20 protein-coding genes are annotated in these 20,989 nt (G+C 63.0%); 6 read left to right on the top strand and 14 right to left on the bottom strand.

The features are described from left to right. The first annotated feature begins 8 nt into the window (after positions 1 to 8). From NKH04_RS01480 to NKH04_RS01460, 5 genes are all read left to right on the top strand, one after another. The gene (locus NKH04_RS01480; protein WP_353043967.1) at positions 9 to 1,001 is read left to right on the top strand and encodes a glycosyltransferase family 2 protein; all 993 of its coding nucleotides are present in this window, start codon (positions 9 to 11) and stop codon (positions 999 to 1,001) included. After that, a complete protein-coding gene (locus tag NKH04_RS01475; protein ID WP_353043966.1) occupies positions 1,001 to 1,951 on the top strand; it encodes a glycosyltransferase family 2 protein in 951 nt (316 codons plus the stop codon). Before NKH04_RS01480 ends, NKH04_RS01475 begins: the two co-directional genes overlap by 1 nt. Continuing rightward, positions 1,941 to 2,891, top strand: a complete 951-nt coding sequence (locus NKH04_RS01470) for a glycosyltransferase family 2 protein (protein WP_352681431.1) — start codon at positions 1,941 to 1,943, stop codon at positions 2,889 to 2,891. The genes NKH04_RS01475 and NKH04_RS01470 overlap by 11 nt, the downstream gene beginning before the upstream one ends. A gap of 75 nt (positions 2,892 to 2,966) precedes the next feature. Further along, positions 2,967 to 3,863: a UTP--glucose-1-phosphate uridylyltransferase gene (locus tag NKH04_RS01465; RefSeq protein WP_352681429.1), complete on the top strand. Its 897-nt coding sequence runs from the start codon at positions 2,967 to 2,969 to the stop codon at positions 3,861 to 3,863. A gap of 151 nt (positions 3,864 to 4,014) precedes the next feature. Further along, a complete protein-coding gene (locus NKH04_RS01460; RefSeq protein ID WP_352469932.1) occupies positions 4,015 to 6,435 on the top strand; it encodes a polysaccharide biosynthesis tyrosine autokinase in 2,421 nt (806 codons plus the stop codon). Between the two features lie 15 nt (positions 6,436 to 6,450). Here the strand turns inward: NKH04_RS01460 and NKH04_RS01455 are convergent, their stop codons facing one another. Together NKH04_RS01455 and NKH04_RS01450 are read right to left on the bottom strand one after the other, a co-directional pair. Next, positions 6,451 to 7,152, bottom strand: a complete 702-nt coding sequence (locus NKH04_RS01455) for a metallophosphoesterase family protein (RefSeq protein WP_353043965.1) — start codon at positions 7,150 to 7,152, stop codon at positions 6,451 to 6,453. 193 nt (positions 7,153 to 7,345) lie between these two features. Next, complete coding sequence (locus NKH04_RS01450; RefSeq protein WP_352681427.1) at positions 7,346 to 9,253, bottom strand: propionyl-CoA synthetase; 1,908 nt, start codon at positions 9,251 to 9,253, stop codon at positions 7,346 to 7,348. A 170-nt stretch (positions 9,254 to 9,423) separates the two neighbouring features. On the opposite strand from NKH04_RS01450, the gene NKH04_RS01445 reads away from it, so the two are divergent. Continuing rightward, positions 9,424 to 10,215 carry a DUF2259 domain-containing protein gene (locus tag NKH04_RS01445; protein WP_352454688.1) on the top strand — a complete coding sequence of 264 codons (792 nt, stop codon included), beginning with the start codon at positions 9,424 to 9,426 and terminating at the stop codon, positions 10,213 to 10,215. A 285-nt stretch (positions 10,216 to 10,500) separates the two neighbouring features. On the opposite strand, the gene dhaK is transcribed toward NKH04_RS01445, so the two are convergent. The 12 genes from dhaK to NKH04_RS01385 form a co-directional block, all read right to left on the bottom strand. Beyond that, on the bottom strand, positions 10,501 to 11,487 hold the full coding sequence (gene dhaK, locus NKH04_RS01440; protein ID WP_352454687.1) for a dihydroxyacetone kinase subunit DhaK: 987 nt from the start codon (positions 11,485 to 11,487) through the stop codon (positions 10,501 to 10,503). A 26-nt stretch (positions 11,488 to 11,513) separates the two neighbouring features. After that, positions 11,514 to 11,936 carry a hypothetical protein gene (locus tag NKH04_RS01435; protein ID WP_023676327.1) on the bottom strand — a complete coding sequence of 141 codons (423 nt, stop codon included), beginning with the start codon at positions 11,934 to 11,936 and terminating at the stop codon, positions 11,514 to 11,516. An 8-nt stretch (positions 11,937 to 11,944) separates the two neighbouring features. Further along, positions 11,945 to 13,561 carry a phosphoenolpyruvate--protein phosphotransferase gene (ptsP, locus tag NKH04_RS01430; RefSeq protein WP_353043964.1) on the bottom strand — a complete coding sequence of 539 codons (1,617 nt, stop codon included), beginning with the start codon at positions 13,559 to 13,561 and terminating at the stop codon, positions 11,945 to 11,947. Beyond that, positions 13,545 to 13,847 (bottom strand): HPr family phosphocarrier protein, encoded by a 303-nt coding sequence (locus NKH04_RS01425; RefSeq protein WP_023676329.1) that lies wholly within the window; start codon positions 13,845 to 13,847, stop codon positions 13,545 to 13,547. The genes ptsP and NKH04_RS01425 overlap by 17 nt, the downstream gene beginning before the upstream one ends. Before the next feature lie 22 nt (positions 13,848 to 13,869). After that, the gene (gene dhaM, locus NKH04_RS01420) at positions 13,870 to 14,259 is read right to left on the bottom strand and encodes a dihydroxyacetone kinase phosphoryl donor subunit DhaM (RefSeq protein WP_352469937.1); all 390 of its coding nucleotides are present in this window, start codon (positions 14,257 to 14,259) and stop codon (positions 13,870 to 13,872) included. Then, complete coding sequence (gene dhaL, locus NKH04_RS01415; RefSeq protein WP_352469938.1) at positions 14,256 to 14,858, bottom strand: dihydroxyacetone kinase subunit DhaL; 603 nt, start codon at positions 14,856 to 14,858, stop codon at positions 14,256 to 14,258. Before dhaL ends, dhaM begins: the two co-directional genes overlap by 4 nt. Positions 14,859 to 14,939: 81 nt before the next feature. Further along, the gene (locus NKH04_RS01410) at positions 14,940 to 16,583 is read right to left on the bottom strand and encodes a dihydroxyacetone kinase subunit DhaK (protein ID WP_352469939.1); all 1,644 of its coding nucleotides are present in this window, start codon (positions 16,581 to 16,583) and stop codon (positions 14,940 to 14,942) included. 67 nt (positions 16,584 to 16,650) lie between these two features. Then, on the bottom strand, positions 16,651 to 17,664 hold the full coding sequence (locus NKH04_RS01405) for an ABC transporter ATP-binding protein (protein WP_352925174.1): 1,014 nt from the start codon (positions 17,662 to 17,664) through the stop codon (positions 16,651 to 16,653). Then, positions 17,657 to 18,769: an ABC transporter ATP-binding protein gene (locus NKH04_RS01400; RefSeq protein WP_023676333.1), complete on the bottom strand. Its 1,113-nt coding sequence runs from the start codon at positions 18,767 to 18,769 to the stop codon at positions 17,657 to 17,659. The genes NKH04_RS01405 and NKH04_RS01400 overlap by 8 nt, the downstream gene beginning before the upstream one ends. Before the next feature lie 3 nt (positions 18,770 to 18,772). Next, positions 18,773 to 18,973 carry a hypothetical protein gene (locus NKH04_RS01395; RefSeq protein WP_023676334.1) on the bottom strand — a complete coding sequence of 67 codons (201 nt, stop codon included), beginning with the start codon at positions 18,971 to 18,973 and terminating at the stop codon, positions 18,773 to 18,775. Further along, on the bottom strand, positions 18,970 to 19,920 hold the full coding sequence (locus NKH04_RS01390) for a carbohydrate ABC transporter permease (RefSeq protein WP_352448471.1): 951 nt from the start codon (positions 19,918 to 19,920) through the stop codon (positions 18,970 to 18,972). Before NKH04_RS01390 ends, NKH04_RS01395 begins: the two co-directional genes overlap by 4 nt. Further along, a complete protein-coding gene (locus NKH04_RS01385; RefSeq protein ID WP_031211681.1) occupies positions 19,917 to 20,864 on the bottom strand; it encodes a carbohydrate ABC transporter permease in 948 nt (315 codons plus the stop codon). Before NKH04_RS01385 ends, NKH04_RS01390 begins: the two co-directional genes overlap by 4 nt. Between the last annotated feature and the right edge of the window lie 125 nt (positions 20,865 to 20,989).

Genomic DNA, 20,989 nt, shown 5'->3' with positions numbered 1-20,989 from the left:
GACTGCCGATGACGCAAACCGAAATTCCATCCTGCACGATCGTGGTTCCGTGCCTGAACGAGGCGGCCCATATCGGCGCGTTGCTTCGAGAGCTCCGCCCTGCGGCCGAGAGGCTGGGCGCCGTGATCATCGTTGCCGATGGCGGCAGCACGGACGGCACCAGGACGATCGTCGCGGACATCGCCGCAAAAGATCAGCGGGTGATCCTGCTGCACAATGAAAAGCGCTTGCAGAGCGCGGCAATCAATCTCGCCGTCGCCAGGTTCGGGGAAGGCGTCGACTATCTCATTCGCATCGACGCGCATGGCGGCTATCCCGCGGATTATTGCGACCGGCTGGTCGAAGAAGCGCAGGTCACCGGTGCGGATTCGGTCGTCGTCTCGATGCTGACCAGTGGCAGCGGCATGGTTCAGAAAGCAGCGGCAGCGGCGCAGAACTCCAGGCTCGGCACCGGCGGTTCCAAGCACCGGCATCTTTCGGCGGGGGAATGGGTCGATCATGGCCACCACGCACTGATACGGATATCGGCGTTCACCGCGGTCGGCGGCTATGACGAAACCTTCAGCCACAATGAGGATGCCGAACTCGACTATCGGCTCCGCCAGGCCGGCTACCGCATCTGGATGACCGGCAAGACGCAAATGGTCTACTACCCGCGCTCCTCGCTGAAGGGCCTCTATTTTCAATATCTCGGCTATGGCCGTGGCCGGGCGAAGAACGTTCTCAAGCACCGCATGATCCCGAAGATCCGGCAGATGGTGCCGCTTCTAGTGTTCCCCGTGGTTCTTCTCGCCGCCTTTTCCTTCGTCCACTGGCTGGCGGCCGTGCCGCTTTTGCTATGGGCGTCGGTCTGCCTCGGCTACGGCTTTTGGACCGCTCTCAGCCAGCGCAAAGCCGACATTGCCCTTGCCGGCGTCTCGGCAATGGTCATGCATTTCGGCTGGTCGGTCGGTTTCTGGCTGCAACTGCTCGCACCGCGACCGCAGCGCGGGGTAGCGTGATGGACCCGGTCAGGAAAAATCGAAGCATCGATATCTGCGTCTGCACATTTCGCCGGCCGGAGCTTGCCGACACGCTTCGCTCCATAGCGGCCATGGATATGCCCGCGGGATTCGACGTCGGTGTTATCATCGCGGACAACGACGATACGCCGATGGCCGAACAGATGGTGACGACGCTGGCTGCGGAGTTGAAGCTGCCAATGACCTACCGGCACGCCCCGGCCCGCAACATCTCGATAGCGCGCAACGCTTGCCTCGATGCCAGTGCGGCGGATTTCGTCGCCTTTATCGACGATGACGAGACGGCCACCGCTGGCTGGCTTGCCGAACTGGTGGCGACGGCGGAAGCAACAGGTGCTGCGACGGTGCTTGGGCCGGTGCAAGCCCGTTACCTGCCGGATGCGCCCGCCTGGATGCGCAAAGGCGATTTCCACTCGACCTTGCCGGTCTGGGTGAGCGGCGAAATCCGCACCGGCTACACCTGCAACGTCCTGCTCAGGATTGGCGCTGAGAGCCTGCGCGGCCGGCGCTTCAGCCTGGCACGTGGCCAGACCGGCGGCGAAGATACGGAATTCTTCGACCAGATGGTCAAGGCCGGCGGCCGCATCGCCTTTTCGCCGGAGGCTTGGGTCGACGAAGCGGTGCCACCTGCCAGGGCGGCATTCGACTGGCTCGGCCGCCGCCGGTTCCGCGTTGGGCAGACGCATGGTCATCTTCTGGGGCGCAACGCACACGGCCTTGCCCGGCTCAAGCAGGTCGGCATTGCCGCGGCAAAGGCCGCCTACAGTTTCCTGTCGGCAATTCCGGTCGCCATCGACCCCGTACGTCGGAACCGCAGCGTGCTTCGCGGCATTATGCATGTCGGCGTCGTCAGCGGCCTCGTCGGGGTTCGTGAAATCCGCCAATACGGCCTGTCTTCGCCGCAGCAAGGGGGCAAGCGTGCAGCCTGACGTGAGCTTCGTGATTGCCGCCTACAATGCCGAGGCGACCATCGATCGGGCGATTGCCAGCGCCGTCGCCCAGCGCAATATCAGCGTCGAGGTCATCGTCGTCGACGACAAGTCGCGCGACCGGACGCTCGACCTGGCGAGATCCTACCCCGAAGACATCGTACGCGTTGTCGCGCTTGAGCAAAACCGTGGCCCCGGCGGCGCCAGGAATGCCGGCCTTGAGCTTGCCCGCGGCAGGTGGGTCGCGGTCCTAGATTCGGACGACGCGGTCTATCCCGGGCGAATCTGCACCATGATCGAGCGCGCGGAGAAAGCGGGCGCCGAGATCGCGGTCGATAATCTGCAGGTCGTTCGCGAGGATGGCGTTGCCGAAGAGACGATGTTCCCGGCCGACTATCTGGAAGGCCTCGGTTCAATCTCGCTGGCGGATTTCATCGGCGGTAACGTCCTCTTCGAATCGAGGTTCAATCTCGGCTACCTCAAGCCGATCTTCCAGCGCCGGTTCCTGAACGAGAACGGGCTTCGTTACGATGAAAGCCTGATCATTGGCGAAGACTATATCCTCCTGGCCAGTGCTCTGGCTAAAGGCGGCAAATGCGTCGTCGAGCCGACGACGGGCTATATCTACCACATTCGCACCGGTTCCATCTCCCGGGTGCTCGAACTTCATCACGTCGAGGCGATGCGCAGGGCCGATGCCACCTTCGCCGCGACCCATTCCATGGATGCTGCGGCCGAGGCGGCGTTCGCCAGGCGCGCTCGCAGCCTGCGCCGGGCGGCATCATTCCTGTCGCTGGTCCAGCACATCAAGGCGCGGTCCCCGCTCAAGGCGATATGGACGGCGCTCAGCGATCCGGCGGCGGTTCGGCATATGAGCATGCCGATCGCCGTCCGGCTGCGAAGGGTAGCGGCACAGTTTGCCGTGGTGGCGGGGAGGTGAAGGGCTGCAGGTGAATGAAGACAGTTTCGCCGCCTGCGACAGGGTTGAAATCGATCTCCTCAGAAGGAACATGCAATGAAAAAAGTCAGGAAGGCAGTCATACCGGTGGCGGGGCTCGGAACGCGGTTCCTGCCGGCGACCAAGTCCATGCCGAAGGAAATGCTGCCGGTGGTCGACAGGCCTGTCGTGCAATATGCGGTTGACGAGGCGTTCGAGGCCGGCATCGAGCACATCGTCTTCGTCACCGGCCGCAACAAGGCGGTGATCGAGGACTATTTCGACCTGCATCCTGAACTGATCGGAACCCTGGAGCAGAGCGGCAAGAAGGCGCAACTCGAATCGCTTGAAAGCCTGCTTCCCGTCGCCGGCGCGACGAGCTTCATCCGCCAGCAGTCGCCGCAAGGCCTCGGCCATGCCGTCTGGTGCGCGCGCGAAGTCATCGGTGACGAGCCCTTCGCGTTGCTGTTGCCGGACATGGTATCCTTTGGCGGGCGCGGCTGTCTCGCCGAAGTCGCCGATCTTTATGCGCAGACTGGCGCAAACGTTATTGCCGTCGAGCGTTGCGATCCGACCGAGACCAGCAAATACGGCATTGTCGGGCGCGGCGCGGATGTCGGCACGGGCTTCGAGGTGACGGCCATGGTCGAAAAGCCGGCTCCTGCCAACGCGCCGTCGAACTTCTACATCAACGGCCGCTACATCCTGCAGCCCGAGATATTCTCGTTGCTTGCCAGCCAGCAACGCGGCGCCGGAAACGAGATCCAGCTGACCGACGCAATGGTGCGTCTCGCACAGACCCAGGCCTTCTTCGCCCAGCCTTTCGACGGCCGCATGTTCGACTGCGGTTCGAAGGAGGGTTTCATCCAGGCCAATATCGCTTTCGCGCTGGCGCGGGAGGACATGAAGGGCCCGATCTTCGAGATGCTGCAGGAATTCGTCCGGTCGCATCAGCGTCGGGAAGAAGCCGCATAATGTCCATTTTTTCGAGGCATTGTGGGTGCGGCTGATGACGCAGGACAGGCCGTTGCGCCGCGCGTAACGCGCACTGTGTCCGGCGCAAGGTTTGCACCCTATGTCCCGACCTTCGAGGCGGTAGCGCCTGCAAACTAGAATTGGACCGAAGATGAACTATGCCAATTTTCCTGTCGACAAGAGGACGCCATTGCCGGCTTCTAATGCGGCAAACGCCGAAGACTTCATCGACATCGAGCGCCTGCTTGGCATGGCCGCGCGGCAGGCGAAAGTGGTTGCCGCCTGCGCCGTCATCGGTCTCTTTCTCGGCGTGCTCTATTTGCAGACGACGCCTCCTACCTATGTGGCGACGAGCAGCGTGCTGATCGACGAAGGATTGAACAAGGTCGTCGACGACATTTCGGCGGCGTCGGTCAGCATGCAGACCGACTCCGCCGTTCTGAGCCAGATCGAAATACTACAGTCGGCCAGGCTGGCTGGGGTGGTCGTCGACAAGCTGAAGCTCGATCAGAACGACGCTTTCATGAACCCTCCGACGTCGGCCCTGTCGAAGGTTGCTGGCTTTGTGCGCGGTATCGTCCAGTCTGTCCGCCCCAAGCGCGCCGCTAGCACAACCGATGTCACTCAGCTTGATGCTGCGACGCGTGACGCGATCACCGCATCCTCATCGCCCCGTGACTACGCAATCTTCAAACTGCAGACCCAACTCGATGCCGAGCGGATCGGCCGGAGCTTTGTCATCAGCATCTCCTTCCAGGCGACGGATCCGGCGCTTGCGACCGCCATCACCAAGGCCTATGCCGATGCCTATCTAGCCGATCAACTCGATGCCAGCTTCGACGCGACCGAGCGGGCGGCGGTCTGGCTGCAAGGCAGGCTGACCGAGCTTCGTGAGAGCTCCCAGGCGGCTGCACTGGCGGTCGAAAAGTTCAGGGCCGAACACGGATTGGCCGTCAATGACGGCCAGCTGATCAGCGACAAGCAATTGTCCGATCTCAACACCCAGTTGATCGTCGCGCAGGCCGATACAGCACGTGCCGGCGCCCGCTATCAGCAGTACAAGTCGATCGTCGAAAGCGGCTCGGACAACGCGTTCAAGGACGCTGCGATATCGAACGACCAGCCGAGCAGCTCGGTCATCACGACGCTGAAGAACCGCTATCTCACCGTATCCAAGCGACAGCAGGATGTCGAAGCCAATTTCGGCCCGCAACATCCGCAGGCCGTCGCGCTCGCCAAGGAGAAGGCCGACATATCGGCGCAGATTTTCGGCGAGCTGAAGCAACTGACCGAAAGCTACCGCAACGAATACGAGGTCGCTCTGGCGCGCGAAACCGCGCTCCGCGCAAATGTCGCCTTGGCGGCTGGCAAGAGCTCCATCGACAACCAGTCGCAGGTCAAGCTGCGTGAGCTGGACCAAAAGGCGACGGCGCTGTCGACGCTCTACCAGACGTTCCTGAACCGCTATGAGGAGGCCGCCCAGCAGCAATCCTTCCCGGTCGGCAAGATCCGGGTCATCTCGGACGCGACGATGCCGCAGTCGGCCGCAACCCCCCGCACAGCCATCGTGCTGGGGCTTTCGCTGGCGCTTGGCATGATGCTGGGGGCAGGGGTTGGTGGCCTGAATGAATTCAGGGAACGCTTCTTCAGGACCGGCGAGGATGTGCGCGACCGGGTCGGCCTCAAATTCCTCGGCTACCTGCCGGTCATCGGCAAGGCTGGCAAGGATGACCAGCGCAATGGCGGTCAGCCTGACGTCAAAGTCGTTGAATCCAAGACCGCCAAGTCCTCCAAGTCCCAGCCCTCCAAAACATTGTCGGCAGCCGAAAAACGTGCGCGGATGCGGGTAACCGTTGATGCCCCGGCATCGATGTTCTCCGAGACGCTGCGCAACGCCAAGATCGCCTTCGATGTCGTCATGGAAGGCCAGGGCAGCCGGGTCATCGGCGTGGTCTCGGTGCTTCCCGGCGAGGGCAAGTCGACGGTGGCGGCCAATCTTGCCGGGCTGCTTGCCGTCAACGGATCGAAAACGCTGCTGATCGACGGCGACCTGCGCAATCCCGGCCTCAGCCGCAGCCTCGGTATGGAGGCCGAGCAGGGCCTGATGGAAGCTGTGGTGAGCGGGCAGACATGGCAGTCGGTCGGCAAGATCGACCGGCAGACCAAGCTGGCTATCATCCCGGCCGTCCTGCGTGGCCAGTTTTCGCATACCAGCGAGCTTCTGTCTTCAGCCGGCATGCGGCGTTTCATCGATAACGCCAAGGAAACCTTCGAATACATCATCGTCGATCTGCCGCCGCTCGGGCCTGTCGTCGACGCCAAGGCCTTCGCTCCGCTTGTCGACGGCTTCGTGCTGGTCACCGAATGGGGACGCACGCCGCGTGCGATGGTGCAATCCATGCTCAGCTCGGAGCCCTACATCGCCAAGAAGATCATTGGCGCGGTGCTGAACAAGGTCGAACTGAAGAAGCTGGCCAAATATGGCGCGATCGGCGGCTCGGAAAAATTCTTCGACAAATATTCGAGCTACTATCTGGAAAAATCGGAAGCGCGCACCAAGGCAGCCGCCTGAGCGACGACATCGCGCTCAGGAAAATATCAACCTGGCGCGGTTGTCGACGATCCTGAGGGCGGTCAGCTGGCCGGTTTGGAAGGCGCCGGTGTCTATGCCAAGCCGGCGTCCCTCGAGCTTCGGAGTGTCGACCGGCGTATGTCCGTGCACGACATAGCGGTCGAGAAGATGCGCAGCGTCGAAGAAGTCCGAACGGATATTCAGCAGGTCGTCCTCGTCCTGCGCGGCGAGGTCGATGCCGGGCCTGATGCCGGCATGGACGAACACGAATTTCGCCGAACAGACCATGACCGGCAGCGCGCGCATGAAGCTAATGTGGTCGGCTGGAATGACTTCCCGAATGCGCTTGTCGACCTCCTCGCTTGACCCATAGAGATCGGCCATGCGCGACGGGTCGACGCCGTAGGAAAACAGCGTTTGCAGGCCGCCTATCGCCAGCCACGACTCTCTCGAAATGATCCCGTCGACGTAGTTCAGCATCACGACTTCGTGGTTGCCGGCAAGGCAGATGCGCTGGAAATCACGGAGCGGTGGCGCCAGCAGATGATCGAGCACACGCGCCGACTGGGGTCCACGATCGACAAAGTCGCCAAGCATGATTATGAGCTTGCGCCCTTCGAAGGGCGCCGAATCGAGCACGATCTTCTGCTCCAGGGCGCGGAGTTCCTTGTAGCAGCCATGCACGTCGCCGATCGCATAGACGACTGCGCCCCGCATATCGATCTCCAGCCGCTGGCGTGCCGCGGCCTGGGGCTTTCTCGATCGCTGGAACAGGGTCACGTATGGCGTCTCGCATGGCTGTGGGTGCGTCTCGATTCCGAAACAACATGACGACACCGCGCGTGGATACCACGTCCGGCGCCGGTCGTTCCATACCGGAGCTTCGGACGCAACTCGGCTTCGGCGCCCATTACAGGCCGATGCCGCGGCGGTTCAGCGCGGCGGTGATCTCGTCGAGGATGGCCGGGTCGTCGATCGTTGCCGGCATGGCCCATTCCTCCTTGTCGGCGATCTTCTGCATGGTGCCGCGCAGGATCTTGCCGGAGCGCGTCTTCGGCAGGCGCTTGATCGTCACCACCGTCTTGAAGGCAGCGACCGGGCCGATCCGTTCGCGCACTAGGGTGACAACCTCGTTTTCGATGATGCCGGCGTCGCGGTCGACGCCGGCATTCAGCACGACGAAGCCGAGTGGAACCTGGCCTTTCATAGCATCGGCAATACCGACGACGGCGCATTCGGCGACGTCGGGATGCGCGGCCAGAATCTCCTCCATGGCGCCGGTCGATAGCCGGTGGCCGGCGACATTGATGATGTCGTCGGTGCGAGCCATGACATAGAGATAGCCGTCCTCGTCCATCATGCCGGCATCCGCGGTTTTGTAGAAGCCGGGGAACTCGTCGAGATAGGCTTGGCGAAACCGCTCGTCGGCATTCCACAGCGTCGGCAGGCAGCCGGGGGGCAACGGCAATCTCACCACGACATTGCCAAGCGTACCACGCTTGACCTCATGCCCGGCATCGTCGAGCACGCGGATGTCATAACCGGGCATCGGCACGCCGGGCGAGCCGTATTTGACCGGCAGCAGGCCCAGTCCGGCGGGGTTGATGGTCATCGGCGAGCCGGTCTCGGTCTGCCACCAATGGTCGATCACCGGCAAGGTCAATTTCTGCTCCGCCCATTTGATGGTTTCGGGATCGGCGCGCTCGCCGGCGAGGAACAGCGTCCGGAATTTGGACAGGTCGTATTTCGGGACGAATTCGCCCTTCGGGTCCTGTCCTTTGATGGCGCGAAAGGCGGTTGGCGCGGTGAACAGCGCGACGACGCCATGCTCGGCGATCACACGCCAATAGGTGCCGGCATCGGGCGTGCCGACCGGCTTGCCCTCGAACAGGATCGTTGTGCAGCCATGCAGCAGCGGGCCGTAGACGATATAGGAATGGCCGACCACCCAGCCGACATCGGAAGCCGCCCAGAACACTTCGCCCGGTTTGACGCCGAACTCGTTTTCCATCGACCATTTCAGCGCGACCATATGGCCGCCATTGTCACGCACGATTCCCTTCGGCTGGCCGGTCGTGCCCGACGTGTAGATGATGTAGAGCGGATCGGTGGCAAGCACCGGAACACAGTCGACATTGGCACCCGCGGCCCGCTCCCGCGCCACGGCGTCGGCATAGTCGATATCGTGGTTTTCCCTGAGTTCGCAGCGCAGTTGGTCGCGCTGCAGGATAAGGCAGCTTTCCGGCTTGTGCCGCGACATCTCGATCGCCTTGTCGAGCAGCGGCTTATAGGCAACCACGCGCCCTGGCTCCAGGCCGCAGGAAGCGGAGATGATCAGCTTCGGCTTGGCGTCGTCGATGCGGGTGGCGAGCTCATGCGAGGCAAAGCCGCCGAAGACCACCGAATGCACGGCGCCGATCCGCGCACAGGCAAGCATGGCGAAGGCTGCTTCCGGCACCATCGGCATGTAGATGATGACGCGATCGCCTTTTTGGATGCCACGATTCTTGAGCACCGAGGTCAGCGCGATCACCTCGCGCTTCAACTCGGTATAGGTGAACTTCCTGATTGTGCCGGAAATCGCGCTGTCATGGATCAACGCGATCTGGTCGGCACGGCCGCCCGCCACATGACGATCGACGGCATTGAAGCAGGTGTTGCACGAGGCGCCAATGAACCACCTGCCATAGACGCCGGCATTGGCGTCGAACACCGTCTCAAAGGGCGAGAACCAGTCGATTTCGCCCGCGGCATCGGCCCAGAATTTTTCCGAGTCGCGTTTCCAGTCGTCATAGACCTCGTGGTAGCGTGACGCCATCCAGCTTCCTCCCCAGGAATGTTTGCTGTCCTTGAAATAGCGTATGCTGGTTTGTGTAACCATATATTTGTGCGTTTCGTTTGCCGTCGTTCTAACTTGGCCGCAAGTGCGGGTCATGGTGGTCTGGGGGCCGGTATCGTTCGAATTTTCGGCATTAGGGGCAGGGCGCGATGAAATTGCGATATGAGCTTGGGTTTGCCGCGGTTGCGACGCTGGCGGTGGTGCTCGCTTCAGCTGCTCAGGCAGGCGACGCGGCGGCTCGGCGCGTCATCGGCTTTTCGCCAGACGGCAACTACTTCGCCTTCGAACAGTACGGCACGCTCGATGCCGGTGCTTCGGATTCGGGCTGGTCGGAGATCGACATCATCGACACGCGGACCGATGAGTTCGTCGGCGGCAAGCCGATCGTCATCGCCGACGAGACGGAGGATTCGACATTGACGCTTGCGCAGGCGAGGGCACAGGCCGCCGAACTGGCGGCGCCCTTGCTGGCCAAATATGCCATCGCGCCGCGCGGCGAGCGGACTGCCTTGGACAGGTTCACCTTTCCCGACGACATGGTCGCCTACAATGACATTGCGCGCCTCGAGCAGGTTTCGCAAAAATGGCTTTCGCCGGCCTATGACGAGCTTGGCACCATCCAGCTCGAGCAGATCCGTGCCGACAGCACGGCGGATTGTTCAGCGAGTTTCGACGCGACGCTGCAAGGCGAAACGACCGGCAAGGCGCTCGGCTTTCGCCTGACGCTGCAGGGTCAGGACGGCAAGCCGATCAAGCTGCTGCATGAGGACAAGGCGGTGCCCGGTTCGAGGAATTGCCCGACTTCCTACAGCCTGTCGGAATCTTACGCATTCACCCCGGATGGAAAACCGGGCGTGCTTGCGGTGCTCGTGCAGCGCTTCAGCCAGGGATTTGAAGGGCGCGACCGCCGTTTCATCGCCGTGACTGGCCAGGCGCACTGAGGCAACGCGCTGAGACGTAGTCCGCTACCCGAGTTTGTTGTCCCTAAAGCGGGAGGGCAGCGAGCATAAGTCCGACCCCGCCGACGATCAGCAAGGCGGCTGCCAGCACCTTTCCATGGCGCTCGAAACCCGTCGGCGCCCGATCCCAATTGTAACGCATGCTCGAACTCCCCAAACCCGCAGATTCTTTATCTTACGCAGGGTGAGGAGGGCAACCTGTCTGGCGATGCGCGGCGTTGCCGATACCGGTCTTGTCACCGACTATTTCTGGGGCATTCTCCGCCGCTACATGCCCCAGCGCAGCGCGGCCGTATGTACCGGTGCATCCCACCAAACAGCCGCCTCGTCGTCGAGCATGCTCAGCGTGATCGAACAGCCGGCCATATCGAGCGAGGTCACATAGGACCCGACCAGCGACCGGATCACCGTCACGCCGTGCTTCTCGAAGATTTTGCGGGCGCTGTTGTACATCAGATAAAGCTCCATCAACGGCGTGCCGCCAAAGCCGTTGACGAAGAGCAGCGCCTGGCCTCTGGCACCGTCGCCCAGGTCACCCAGGATTGCGGTACAGATCTCCTCGGCGATAGCATCGGCGCTTTTCAATGTGTCGCGCCGCCTCCCAGGCTCGCCGTGGATGCCGACCCCGAACTCCATCTCGCCGTCGCCGATATCGAAGGTCGGCTTGCCCGCCGCCGGCACGGTGCAACTGGTCAGCGCCACGCCCATCGAGCGCGTCGCGCCGTTGACGCGCTCGCCGAGCGCCTTCAACGGCTCCAGTGCCATGCCTTGTTCGGCCGCCGCGCCGACGATTTTCTCGACCACCAGCGTGCCGGCGACGCCGCGCCGGCCGGTGGTGTAGGACGAGTTTTCGACCGCAACGTCGTCATTGGTCACGATTTGCATCACGCCTTCCGACATTTCAGCGGCCATGTCGAAATTCATCACGTCGCCCTCGTAGTTCTTGACGATGAACAGGCAGCCGGCGCCCGTATTGACGACTTCGGCCGCCGCCATCATCTGGTCAGGCGTTGGCGAGGTGAATACCTGGCCGGGGCAGGCCGCATCCAGCATGCCGTGCCCGACGAACCCGCCATGTAGCGGCTCGTGACCCGAGCCACCGCCGGAGATCAGCGCCACCTTGCCCGGTGTGAGCAGCTTGCGGCGGACAAATTTGTGTTCCTCGCCAAGCGCCAGGATATCGGCATGCGCGGCAACGAAGCCGTCGAGGCTCTCGGTCAGCACCGTATCGACCGAATTCAAAAATTTCTTCATGGCCGTCCTCCCGAAATAGCCCAGCGTCAGCTGCCCTTGCCGGCGATGCTGGTGATCTTCTGGATGAAATCGTTGACCGCCCGGTCGAGCGCCGCGTTCTGCTTGTCGTCGCCGAAATCGGGAACGATCAGCGAGACATGGCGTGTCTTGCGCAAGCCTGCGGCCAGCGACATCTTTCCCGGATGCGCCCGATGGTAGGCCTCAAGGAAATGATCGCGTTCGGCCGGGCTGAAATGGCAGACGGAGAAGATAGCCGGCAAATGCTTCGACGGGATCGGCGTCGAATAGGCCGGGCTGGAAATCTGCGTGACGAAGCTGCGATGCTTGCCCAGCGCATCAGCGAGGCGCTGGCGCATGCCGGACGGGCGCTGGTCGATCACCTGCGACAGGATCGTCTTGTAGGCGCGGATCGCCTCTTCGGGGCCGGATTGCGACGCCTTGTCTGCCATACCGGGGCCTAGATCGAAACGTCCGCGATGGCCGCCTTGGCCATCGCGAGTTGGGCGGGAGCGACGGAGAGGTCACGCAGGCCGGTTTCGAGCAGCGCCGGGATCGAGGCGGGGTCGCCGCCGGCATCGCCACACAGGCTGACCGGGATATTATGCTCGCGGCCGAAGGCGGCAACCGAGGCGATCAGCCGGAGCACGGCCGGGTGCCTGACGGAATTCAGATGTGCGACCGACGCATTGTCGCGCGCGGCGGCCATCACGTATTGGGTCAAATCATTCGAACCGATCGAGAAGAAGGCGGCCTTGGCGAATGCCTCCGGTGCGATGGCCACCGACGGCACCTCGACCATGATGCCAAGCGGCGGCATTTTGTGCGCGATGCCGCGCGCCAAAAGGTCAGCCTGCTCCTCAGCGAACAGCGCGGTGGCGCGTTCATACTCTTCCGGAACGGCGATCATCGGGAACATTACCTTCAGATTGCCGCGCATGGCGGCACGTAGCAAGGCGCGGATCTGCACGCGAAAGACCTCCGGACGCATCAGCGACAGCCTGATCCCGCGCAGGCCAAGGAATGGGTTACCTTCCTCGACGGTCAGGCCCGGCACAGGTTTATCGCCGCCCGCATCGACAGTACGGATCGTCACCGGCCTGTCGCCTGCCCATTCCAGCACTCTACGGTAGGCGCGATATTGCGTCTCCTCGTCCGGCAGCGTCTTGCCGAACAGGAATTCGGTCCGCATCAGCCCGACACCGTCGCACGCCGCAGCATCGATGCGGTCGACATCGGACGGATCGGCAATATTCACCTGCACGTGGACCGATATGCCGGTCTTCGTTGCTGCCGGCCTTGTCAAATAGGCTGCCGCTTTGTCGCGATGCGCCGCGAAAGACGATGACGATCGCCGGAATGCATCGATCTCCGCTTTCGAAGGCGCCAACACGATGCCGCCATGTTCGGCATCGAGCAGTGCGATTCCGGCAAGGTGAGCCGGCGAAGCACCGGGCCCGGCTACCCCACGCGCTACGAGCCCCAACCCCACCACCATTGGCACACCGCGTGAGCGTGCCAGCATTGCGACATGACTTGCGGCACTTCCGGCCGTAAGTGCTATGCCGCCGCCGGCACTCCAGTCGGTTTCGAGGAAGCGCGTCGGTGCGATATCCTCGCCGTAGAAGATCGCACCTGCCGGCGCGGCAATGTCGCCGCCCCCGGCAAGCGCGCGTAGCACCTGGTCGCGTATGTCGCGCATGTCGGCCGCGCGCGCCCGGAAATAGTCCTGCTCGGATGTTTCATAGCCGGCTATCTCGGCGTCGAGCGCTTTTCGCCAGGCCACATCAGCAGCCATGCCCTCGGCAATTCGCGCAAAGGCCGGGCCGGTCAGCGCGTCGTCCTCCAGCATGGCGAGCTGGAATTCGAGGATCCCGGCCGCCTCGCTGTCGCTGGTTTCGATCAATGTCGCGAGCCGGCCTGCGGCAATGGAAATGGCGGCCTCAAGCGCCGCCTTCTCGTCCCCGGCAGTCGCCTTGCGGACATAACGCACAGCAGCCTGGTCCAGATTGAACAGCGGCCCCTCGGCATAGCCGGCCGATGCCGAAATGCCCTGCAGCCTAAGCGGTTCGGGCATGGTCCTTGCCTTCGTCGAAATCGCGCCGCACCAGCTCGACCAGTGCGCCGACCGCCTCGCCGGCGCCGTCCCCTTTGGCTCTGATATGCAGGACAGTGCCTTTCGGCGCTTTCGCCGCCATCACCTTGACGATGCTCTTGGCGTCGAACCATGGCCCGTTGGCGGCGAGCGCAATCTCGACGTCGGCCGAAAACGTCTTGGCAAGCTTGGTGAACTTCACCGAAGGACGCGCATGCAGTCCCACCTCATGGGTGATCAGGACGCTGGCTTCGGCTGCTGCGGACATGCTTGTCAAAATTCCCGTTCGTTCACGACGGCGACAATTCGTGCGCCGTCGCCACCACTTCCCTGAGCGAGGCGCCGCCGGAAGCCTCGGTCGCCGCCATCACCGCGCCTTCGACGATCGGCGCATTGCAGACAATGATCTTCTGGGCGCGTGGTTCGCCGATCATCTCGACCGCCATCTCGCTATTGGTCTCGGCACCGCCGAGATCGACGAGGATCGCGACCCCCGCCTCCGACCAGGCCTTGTCGATGGCGTCCATGATCGCCTCGACATTGGTTCCCAGCCCGCCATGGCCGTTTCCCCCGCACCATGCAAGCGGCACTTCGTTGCCGACCATCTGCCGCACCATGTCGGCGGTGCCTTCGGCGACCAGCGGCGAATGCGATACGATGACGATGCCGACATTGCTCATGCGCGCCTCTCGATTGCCTCGGCTACGGCCCGCACCAGAAGCGCAGTCGAGCGTGCGCCGGCATCCATATGACCGATCGAACGGTCGCCAAGGAACGAGGCGCGCCCACGCAGCGCCTTCATCGGCACGGTCGCGTCGGCCGCGTTGTCGGCGATCTCGACGATGTCCGCTGCCGTCTTTCCCTGCAGCAGGGCCTCATGCACCGGCTGCAGCACATCTAACATGGTTTTTTGCCCGGCCTGCGACTTGCCTCTGGCGGCAACCGCTTCGATCGCCTTGCCGAAGGCCGCCGCCAGGTCGGCGCGACCCGGCGCGGCGGAAATCTCCTTGCCGAGCGCCATGAACAGCGTGCCGAACAACGGACCGGAGGCTCCGCCGACGGTCATCACCAGTTTGGTGCCGATCGCCTTCAGCGCCTCGGGCAACGGCTTTGTCGCAAACGCGCCGGCCTCGGCCCGCACTGCCTCGAAGCCGCGTCTCATGTTGAGCCCATGGTCGCCGTCGCCGATGGCCTGGTCGAGACTGGTCAGCTCGTCGGCATGTGCGGCGATCGTGTTTGCCGCCGCCTCGATCAGCCTGGAAATATCCGCTGCCGCCATATCACCCATGCTCCTGGCCCCTGCGCTGCCGGCAGTACGAGAAAATTGCATATCCGGCAATTGAAGCATTCTTTTCCCCAGTCAAGCGGGTTCGAGCAACGCAGCGAGGGCAGTGAAGACCTCGGCGACGGCAAAGGCGCCGGGGTCGACCACGCCGTCGAGCTGGCTGCCAATATAAGCGGACCGCCCGGCCTTGGCCTTGCGCATGGCAGCGGTGGCCTCGGCGCCGCGTTGCGCCGCGACCGCCGCATCTTCCAGACTCCCCCTATCCAGCGCCCTCAAGGCGGGTTCCAGGGCATCGATCATCGTGCGATCGCCGACCCTCGCTCCACCATAGAAGGACATCCGATCGAGGCCGGCGAGAAGCGCCTTGGGAAGCGTTTCGCCAGACTCCAGCGCCTGCGCGGCGGCGGTGAAGAAGATCGACAACAGCACGCCGCTAGAGCCGCCCATGCTGGCGCTCAGGATGTCGCCGACGACGGCGAGCGTTGCGGCAGGGTCAGCGAGCGGCAGTGTTGCAATGCGGCCAAGCACACTGCGCGCACCGGCCGCCACTGTCGATCCGGTGTCACCGTCTCCCGCCTTGGCATCCAGTCCGTTCAACGAGCCTTCAAGCGAGATCAGCCGTTCGCAGACCGCGACAACCAACCGGTCGGTGCGTGCGTCCTGGCTGGCTTTCGACGCGTTGTTCGGGCCGGCGGCTTTGGCCATCGGCACGACGCTGGCTTGGCGAACGGCTCTTGCCGGCAGCCAGGCGTGGGGGCCTACCGGCGCCCGCAACGCCGCTTCGCGCGACGCATCGAGCCGGATCAGCGACAGGGAAAAGCCGTTCATGTTGAGCGCGGTCATAAGCTGCCCGGGCCCGATTGTCAGCGTCACCTTTTGCGCCAGCGGTGAAGCCAGTACCGCATTGGCGACAAGCAACATTTCCAGCGGTGGCACCGAACCGAGATTATTGATCAGCAAGGCGTAGTGGCTGACCGGATCAAGCCGCGCGGCAAGGCGCTCCGACATGATCGCAACCAGCCTTTCGGCACTTTGCACCGCAATCCGCTCAACGCCCGGTTCGCCATGGATGCCGAGGCCGAGTTCGGCATCGTCCGCCCCGAATCTTTCTTCATGGCTCTGGCCGGGGATCGAGCAGGATGACAGCGATATGCCGAGCGAAACGATATCCGCCGCCACTGCCCGCGCCGCCCCGGCAATCGCCGCCAGGTCAATGCCGGCTTCCGACTGGTGGCCGGCGATCTTGTGCACGAACAAGGTGCCGGCCAGGCCACGCGGCTGGGCAATGTCCGGCAGGGCGATATCGTCGGCGACAATCACCATCTCGACCCGGAAGCCTTCGGCGCGCGCCTTCTCGGCTGCCAGGCCGAAGTTGAGGCGATCGCCGGTATAGTTCTTGACGATCAGCAGACACCCGGCGGGACCGGTCACCGCGCGGATGGCGGCCAATACCGCTTCCACGCTCGGCGAAGCAAAGATCTCGCCCGAAACCGCCGCCGTCAGCATGCCAATGCCAACAAAGCCGGCATGGGCAGGTTCGTGCCCGGCCCCGCCGCCGGAAATGACCGCAACCTTGGTCTTATCCCAGTCCGCGCGGAGAATGACCTTGATCTCGGGATAGCCGTCGAGGCGAGCGAGATCGCCGGCGCCGGTAGTATCGAGGAAGCCGTCCAGGGCCTCAGTTACGATCGTATCCCTGCGATTGAAAAAATGCTTCATCGAATTGGTCCAGTCCGGTGCCCGAAATTGCCGGTTGAAAGGTGCCAGGAAAACACTCGCGCAGCGCTCACATCAGCCGTCGCCCATCGGCGCCGAAATACAGCGGCGAGCGATAGCGGATCATGATCCTGTCGCCCTGCGCCAGGTCGGTGTCGGGGTCGGTTAGCGTCACCAGCTTCCTGGCCCCCACCGTCACATGCAGATGGTTCTGGTCGCCGAGATGCTCGACCCAATCGACGACGCCGTCGGCATGGCCGTTCGCCACCTTCTCGATCGAAAGATGTTCGGTACGAGCACCGATCGTCTTTGTTCCCGCCGGCGCGCCGCCATCCGGCAGCAGTCCGACCGGCAACAAATTGATTGCCGGTTGGCCGAGCCTTGCGGCGACGTGAAGGTTTGCCGGCTCAGAATAGATCATGCGCGGGGAACCGATCTGCACCAGCACGCCGTCGGCGAGAATGCCGATGCGGTCGGCCATGGTCATCGCTTCGATCTGGTCGTGCGTGACGTAGAGCATTGTGGCGCCGAGTTCCGCCTGGATGCGCTTCAGCTCTAGCCTGAGATCGGCGCGCAGCTTGGCGTCGAGCGACGACAGCGGCTCGTCCATCAGGTAGATCGACGGCTTGCGCACCAAGGCGCGGCCGATGGCGACGCGCTGCATCTCGCCGCCAGAGAGTTTGGTCGAGCGATTATTCAGCTTGTGGTGGATGCGCACCATCTTGGCCACGTCCTCGACGCGGCGGCGGATCTGATCCTCCGGCATTTTCCGTGCTGGCGAGCGCAGCGGAAAGGCGAGGTTGTCGTAAACCGACAGATGCGGATAGAGCGAATATTGCTGGAATACGAAAGCGGTGTCGCGCTCGGCCGGCGACAGCGTCGTCGTGTCGTGGCCGGCAATATGGATCGAGCCCGCTTCCGGACGCTCCAGCCCGGCGATCAGCCTGAGCGTCGTCGTCTTGCCGGCGCCGGTCGGCCCGAGCAGCACGACGAATTCCCCGTCGGCGATATGCAGGTCGAGATTGTCGACGGCGACATGCTCGCCAAAAGCCTTGGTCACGCTTTTGATGTGAACGTCAGCCATGATGTGCTCTCCCCTGGGAGGCCGAGTCATGGATTTCGGTGCGCACCGCACGGCCGGATCCTTTTGCGAACAGCGACAGCCGCGCGCTGCTCAGCGCCAGGCCCACATGATCGCCCGGATTGAGCCGGATTTCGGCCGGCACCCTGGCCTTGATGATGCCGTCCGCTGTCTCCACCGCGACGATCTGAGTGGTGCCGAGATATTCCGTGCCGTAAATAGCACCGCGCAGCTTCGAAGCGTCGTCGAAGCGGATGTGCTCCGGTCGGATGCCAAGCGCCATCTCGGCCGGCGCGACGTCCTCGCGGATCTCCGGCACGGCCACCTTCGCGCCTTGCACAACAATTTCCCTGGCGCCCTTTGAAAGCCCGCCGCCGAAGCCGAGGAAATTCATCGGCGGCGAGCCGATGAAGTCGGCGACGAACATCGTCGCCGGCCGGTCGTAGATCTCGCGCGGCGTGCCGAACTGCTCGATGACGCCGTGGTTCATCACCGCGATCTTGTCGGCCATCGACATCGCTTCCATCTGGTCATGCGTGACATAGACGGTGGTGGCGTGGATGCGGTTGTGCAGTTCTCGCAATTCATGGACCATCAGGTCGCGGAATTCGGTGTCGAGCGTGCCGAGCGGCTCATCCATCAGGAAACATTTTGGCCGCCGTACGATGGCGCGGCCGAGCGCCACGCGCTGGCGATCGCCGCCGGCAAGCCCGGAGACCGATTTGTTGAGCAGATGGTCGATCCGCAAAAGCTTCGCCGTCTCCTCCACTCGGCTCCGGATTTCAGCGCCTGGCATGCCTTGCGCCAGCAGTGGAAAGCCGATGTTCTTCCGCACATTCATGTGCGGATAGAGCGCGAACAGCTGGAAGACGAAGGCGATGTCGCGCTCGCGGGCACGTCGCATGGTGACGTCCTCGCCGCCAAGCAGGATCTTGCCGCCGGTCGGCAGTTCGAGCCCAGCGATCATGCGCAACGTCGTCGTCTTGCCGCAGCCGGACGGCCCCAGCATGACGAAGAATTCGCCGTCCTCGACGACGAAGTTGGAATCCTGCACGGCGACGAAATCGCCGAATGCCTTCCTCAGATGTTCGACCCTGATCTCGGCCATCGTCTACTCCGGAAATTTCGAGACGATGATGAACATCGCCGTGCCCGCAAGCATGGTGATGAAGGAATAGGTGTAGAGCACCAGTGCGAAGGGCTGGAACAGCATCAGGAAGCCGATGGCGATGATCGCGGTGGCGACGTTTTCCATCAGCCCGCGCCTGGCCCAGACGGGCCAGCGCGATTTGCGTTTTGCGGTCATGCTCATTTACGCACCGCGCCAAAGGTGATGCCGCGCAGCAATTGCTTGCGAAGCAGGATGGTGAAGACCAGGATCGGCACCAGAAAGATCGTCGTGCCGGCCGCGACCGCCGGCCAGTCCTGACCGCCTTCGCCGATGATGGTCGGAATGAAGGGCGGCGCGGTCTGCGCCGTGCCCGAGGTCAGCAGCGCAGCGAAGGCATATTCGTTCCAGGCAAAGATCAGGCAGAAGATGGCGGTTGCGGCAATACCGGTGGTCGCCTGCGGCAGCACCGTGCGCCAGAACGCCTGCAGCCTGGTGTAGCCGTCGATCATCGCCGCTTCTTCATATTCGCGCGGGATCTCGTCGATGAAGCCTTTCAGCAGCCACACCGCCAAGGACACGTTGACCGCCGTATAAAGCAGGATCATGCCGAGAGCCGTGTCCGACAGGCCAAGCTCCCGGTACATCAGGTAGATCGGGATGGCGACCGCGATCGGCGGCATCATCCGCGTCGACAGGATGAAGAACAGAAGGTCGTCGGCCAGCGGCACCTTGAAGCGCGAAAAACCATAGGCCGACAGCGTGCCGAGGAAAACCGCGCAAAACGTCGAGCCGAACGCGATAATCAGCGAATTGACGAAGCGCGGCATGAAGTTGGACGGGCCGGCGATCACCATATTGCGCTTGCGCACCGTCTCGTCGCACAGGCCCGTCGCCGGTCCCAGCGAGTTGATGTATTCCGGTGTTTGCCGAGTCCGGGTCGAGAACAAATTGCAGTAGCCCTCGAGGCTGGGCTGGAACAGGATCTTCGGCGGATAGGCGATCGAATCCGGCGGCGTCTTGAAGCTGGTGGCGAAGATCCACAGCAGCGGCACGATCGAGATCAGCGCGTAGGCGACGATGATGGCGCCGGCGACGCGCTTCGACGTGGCCGACGGCGCGACAACGGAATGGGCTGACGTCAGGCTCATCTCTGCTTCACCTTGTTGAGCGCCTTGACGTAGATGTTTGCGAGGCCAAACACTGCGACGAACAGGATGATGGCGAAAGCCGAGGAATAGCCCGTCCGCCAGCTTTCGAAGGCCTGCCGCTTCAGCGTGATCGAGGCCACTTCGGTGGTCGATCCCGGCCCGCCGCCGGTGAGCAGATTGACCATGTCGAACATCTTGAAGTTCTCGATGCCGCGAAACAGCACCGCCAGCATGATGAAGGGCAGCGCCATCGGCAGCGTGATCGACCAGAACTGCCGCCAGTTGGAGGCGCGGTCGACCTCGGCCGCTTCGTAGATGTATTCGGGGATCGAGCGCAGGCCGGCGAGGCAGATCAGCATCACGTAAGGCGTCCACATCCAGGTGTCGACGATGATGATCGACCATGGCGCCAGTGACACGTTGGAGAGCATGCTGATCTCGGTTGCCGGAATGCCGGTGACGAACGAAACGGCGTAGGCGAACAGCCCGATCTGCGGCTCGTAGAGAAAGCGCCAGAAATTGCCGACCACCGCCGGCGATAGCATCATCGGCACCAGGATGATGGTCGTCCAGAAGGCGTGGCCGCGGAACTTGCGGTCGATCAGCCAGGCCAGAGTGAAGCCGATCAGCGTCTGCAGCAGGATGGTCCAGAAGACGAAATGCGCCGTCGTCTGCATGGCGATCCAGATGTCCTGGTCGGCGAGGATGCGCTTGTAGTTGGCCAGCCCGAGGTTCTTCACAACCTCGTTGGGCCGATTGGCGCGAAAATTGGTGAAGGACAGATAGATTGCCCAGAACAGCGGAAAGATGTTGATAGCTAACAGCAACAGGATCGTCGGCGAGATGAACAGCCAGGCGAGGCCCTTGTCGCTGATGCCCCGGACCTTGCGGGCCAACGGCTCGGGCGTAGCCCGGGCAACGCTGTCCGCCGTCCGATTGAGCATGGTCAGTCCTGCTTCGGTCACTTGGCTCGTCTCGACAATGGAATTTATCTGAACTGTGTCCCGTGCCAAGTGGCACGGGACGGTTCGGTCACGGGCTCGGGAGGAGCCGTTTACATCTTGCCCCG

This window comes from Mesorhizobium sp. M1365, from assembly GCF_040317865.1.
Taxonomy (GTDB): Bacteria; Pseudomonadota; Alphaproteobacteria; order Rhizobiales; family Rhizobiaceae; genus Mesorhizobium.
The sequence above is the reverse complement of the archived record's forward strand: the minus strand, read 5'-3'. Positions and strand labels throughout refer to the sequence as shown.

What these genes read in the sequence shown, in the direction of transcription:
- NKH04_RS01450 (WP_352681427.1), bottom strand. Translation starts at nt 9,253, where the DNA reads ATGGCGTCACGCTACCACGAGGTCTATGACGACTGGAAACGCGACTCG.
- NKH04_RS01395 (WP_023676334.1), bottom strand. Translation starts at nt 18,973, where the DNA reads ATGAGCATGACCGCAAAACGCAAATCGCGCTGGCCCGTCTGGGCCAGG.
- NKH04_RS01405 (WP_352925174.1), bottom strand. Translation starts at nt 17,664, where the DNA reads ATGGCTGACGTTCACATCAAAAGCGTGACCAAGGCTTTTGGCGAGCAT.
- NKH04_RS01390 (WP_352448471.1), bottom strand. Translation starts at nt 19,920, where the DNA reads ATGAGCCTGACGTCAGCCCATTCCGTTGTCGCGCCGTCGGCCACGTCG.
- NKH04_RS01410 (WP_352469939.1), bottom strand. Translation starts at nt 16,583, where the DNA reads ATGAAGCATTTTTTCAATCGCAGGGATACGATCGTAACTGAGGCCCTG.
- NKH04_RS01475 (WP_353043966.1), top strand. Translation starts at nt 1,001, where the DNA reads ATGGACCCGGTCAGGAAAAATCGAAGCATCGATATCTGCGTCTGCACA.
- ptsP (WP_353043964.1), bottom strand. Translation starts at nt 13,561, where the DNA reads ATGCCCGAACCGCTTAGGCTGCAGGGCATTTCGGCATCGGCCGGCTAT.
- NKH04_RS01480 (WP_353043967.1), top strand. Translation starts at nt 9, where the DNA reads ATGACGCAAACCGAAATTCCATCCTGCACGATCGTGGTTCCGTGCCTG.
- NKH04_RS01435 (WP_023676327.1), bottom strand. Translation starts at nt 11,936, where the DNA reads ATGGCAGACAAGGCGTCGCAATCCGGCCCCGAAGAGGCGATCCGCGCC.
- NKH04_RS01425 (WP_023676329.1), bottom strand. Translation starts at nt 13,847, where the DNA reads ATGTCCGCAGCAGCCGAAGCCAGCGTCCTGATCACCCATGAGGTGGGA.
- dhaL (WP_352469938.1), bottom strand. Translation starts at nt 14,858, where the DNA reads ATGGCGGCAGCGGATATTTCCAGGCTGATCGAGGCGGCGGCAAACACG.
- NKH04_RS01455 (WP_353043965.1), bottom strand. Translation starts at nt 7,152, where the DNA reads ATGCGGGGCGCAGTCGTCTATGCGATCGGCGACGTGCATGGCTGCTAC.
- NKH04_RS01385 (WP_031211681.1), bottom strand. Translation starts at nt 20,864, where the DNA reads ATGCTCAATCGGACGGCGGACAGCGTTGCCCGGGCTACGCCCGAGCCG.
- dhaM (WP_352469937.1), bottom strand. Translation starts at nt 14,259, where the DNA reads ATGAGCAATGTCGGCATCGTCATCGTATCGCATTCGCCGCTGGTCGCC.
- dhaK (WP_352454687.1), bottom strand. Translation starts at nt 11,487, where the DNA reads ATGAAGAAATTTTTGAATTCGGTCGATACGGTGCTGACCGAGAGCCTC.
- NKH04_RS01400 (WP_023676333.1), bottom strand. Translation starts at nt 18,769, where the DNA reads ATGGCCGAGATCAGGGTCGAACATCTGAGGAAGGCATTCGGCGATTTC.
- NKH04_RS01445 (WP_352454688.1), top strand. Translation starts at nt 9,424, where the DNA reads ATGAAATTGCGATATGAGCTTGGGTTTGCCGCGGTTGCGACGCTGGCG.
- NKH04_RS01460 (WP_352469932.1), top strand. Translation starts at nt 4,015, where the DNA reads ATGAACTATGCCAATTTTCCTGTCGACAAGAGGACGCCATTGCCGGCT.
- NKH04_RS01465 (WP_352681429.1), top strand. Translation starts at nt 2,967, where the DNA reads ATGAAAAAAGTCAGGAAGGCAGTCATACCGGTGGCGGGGCTCGGAACG.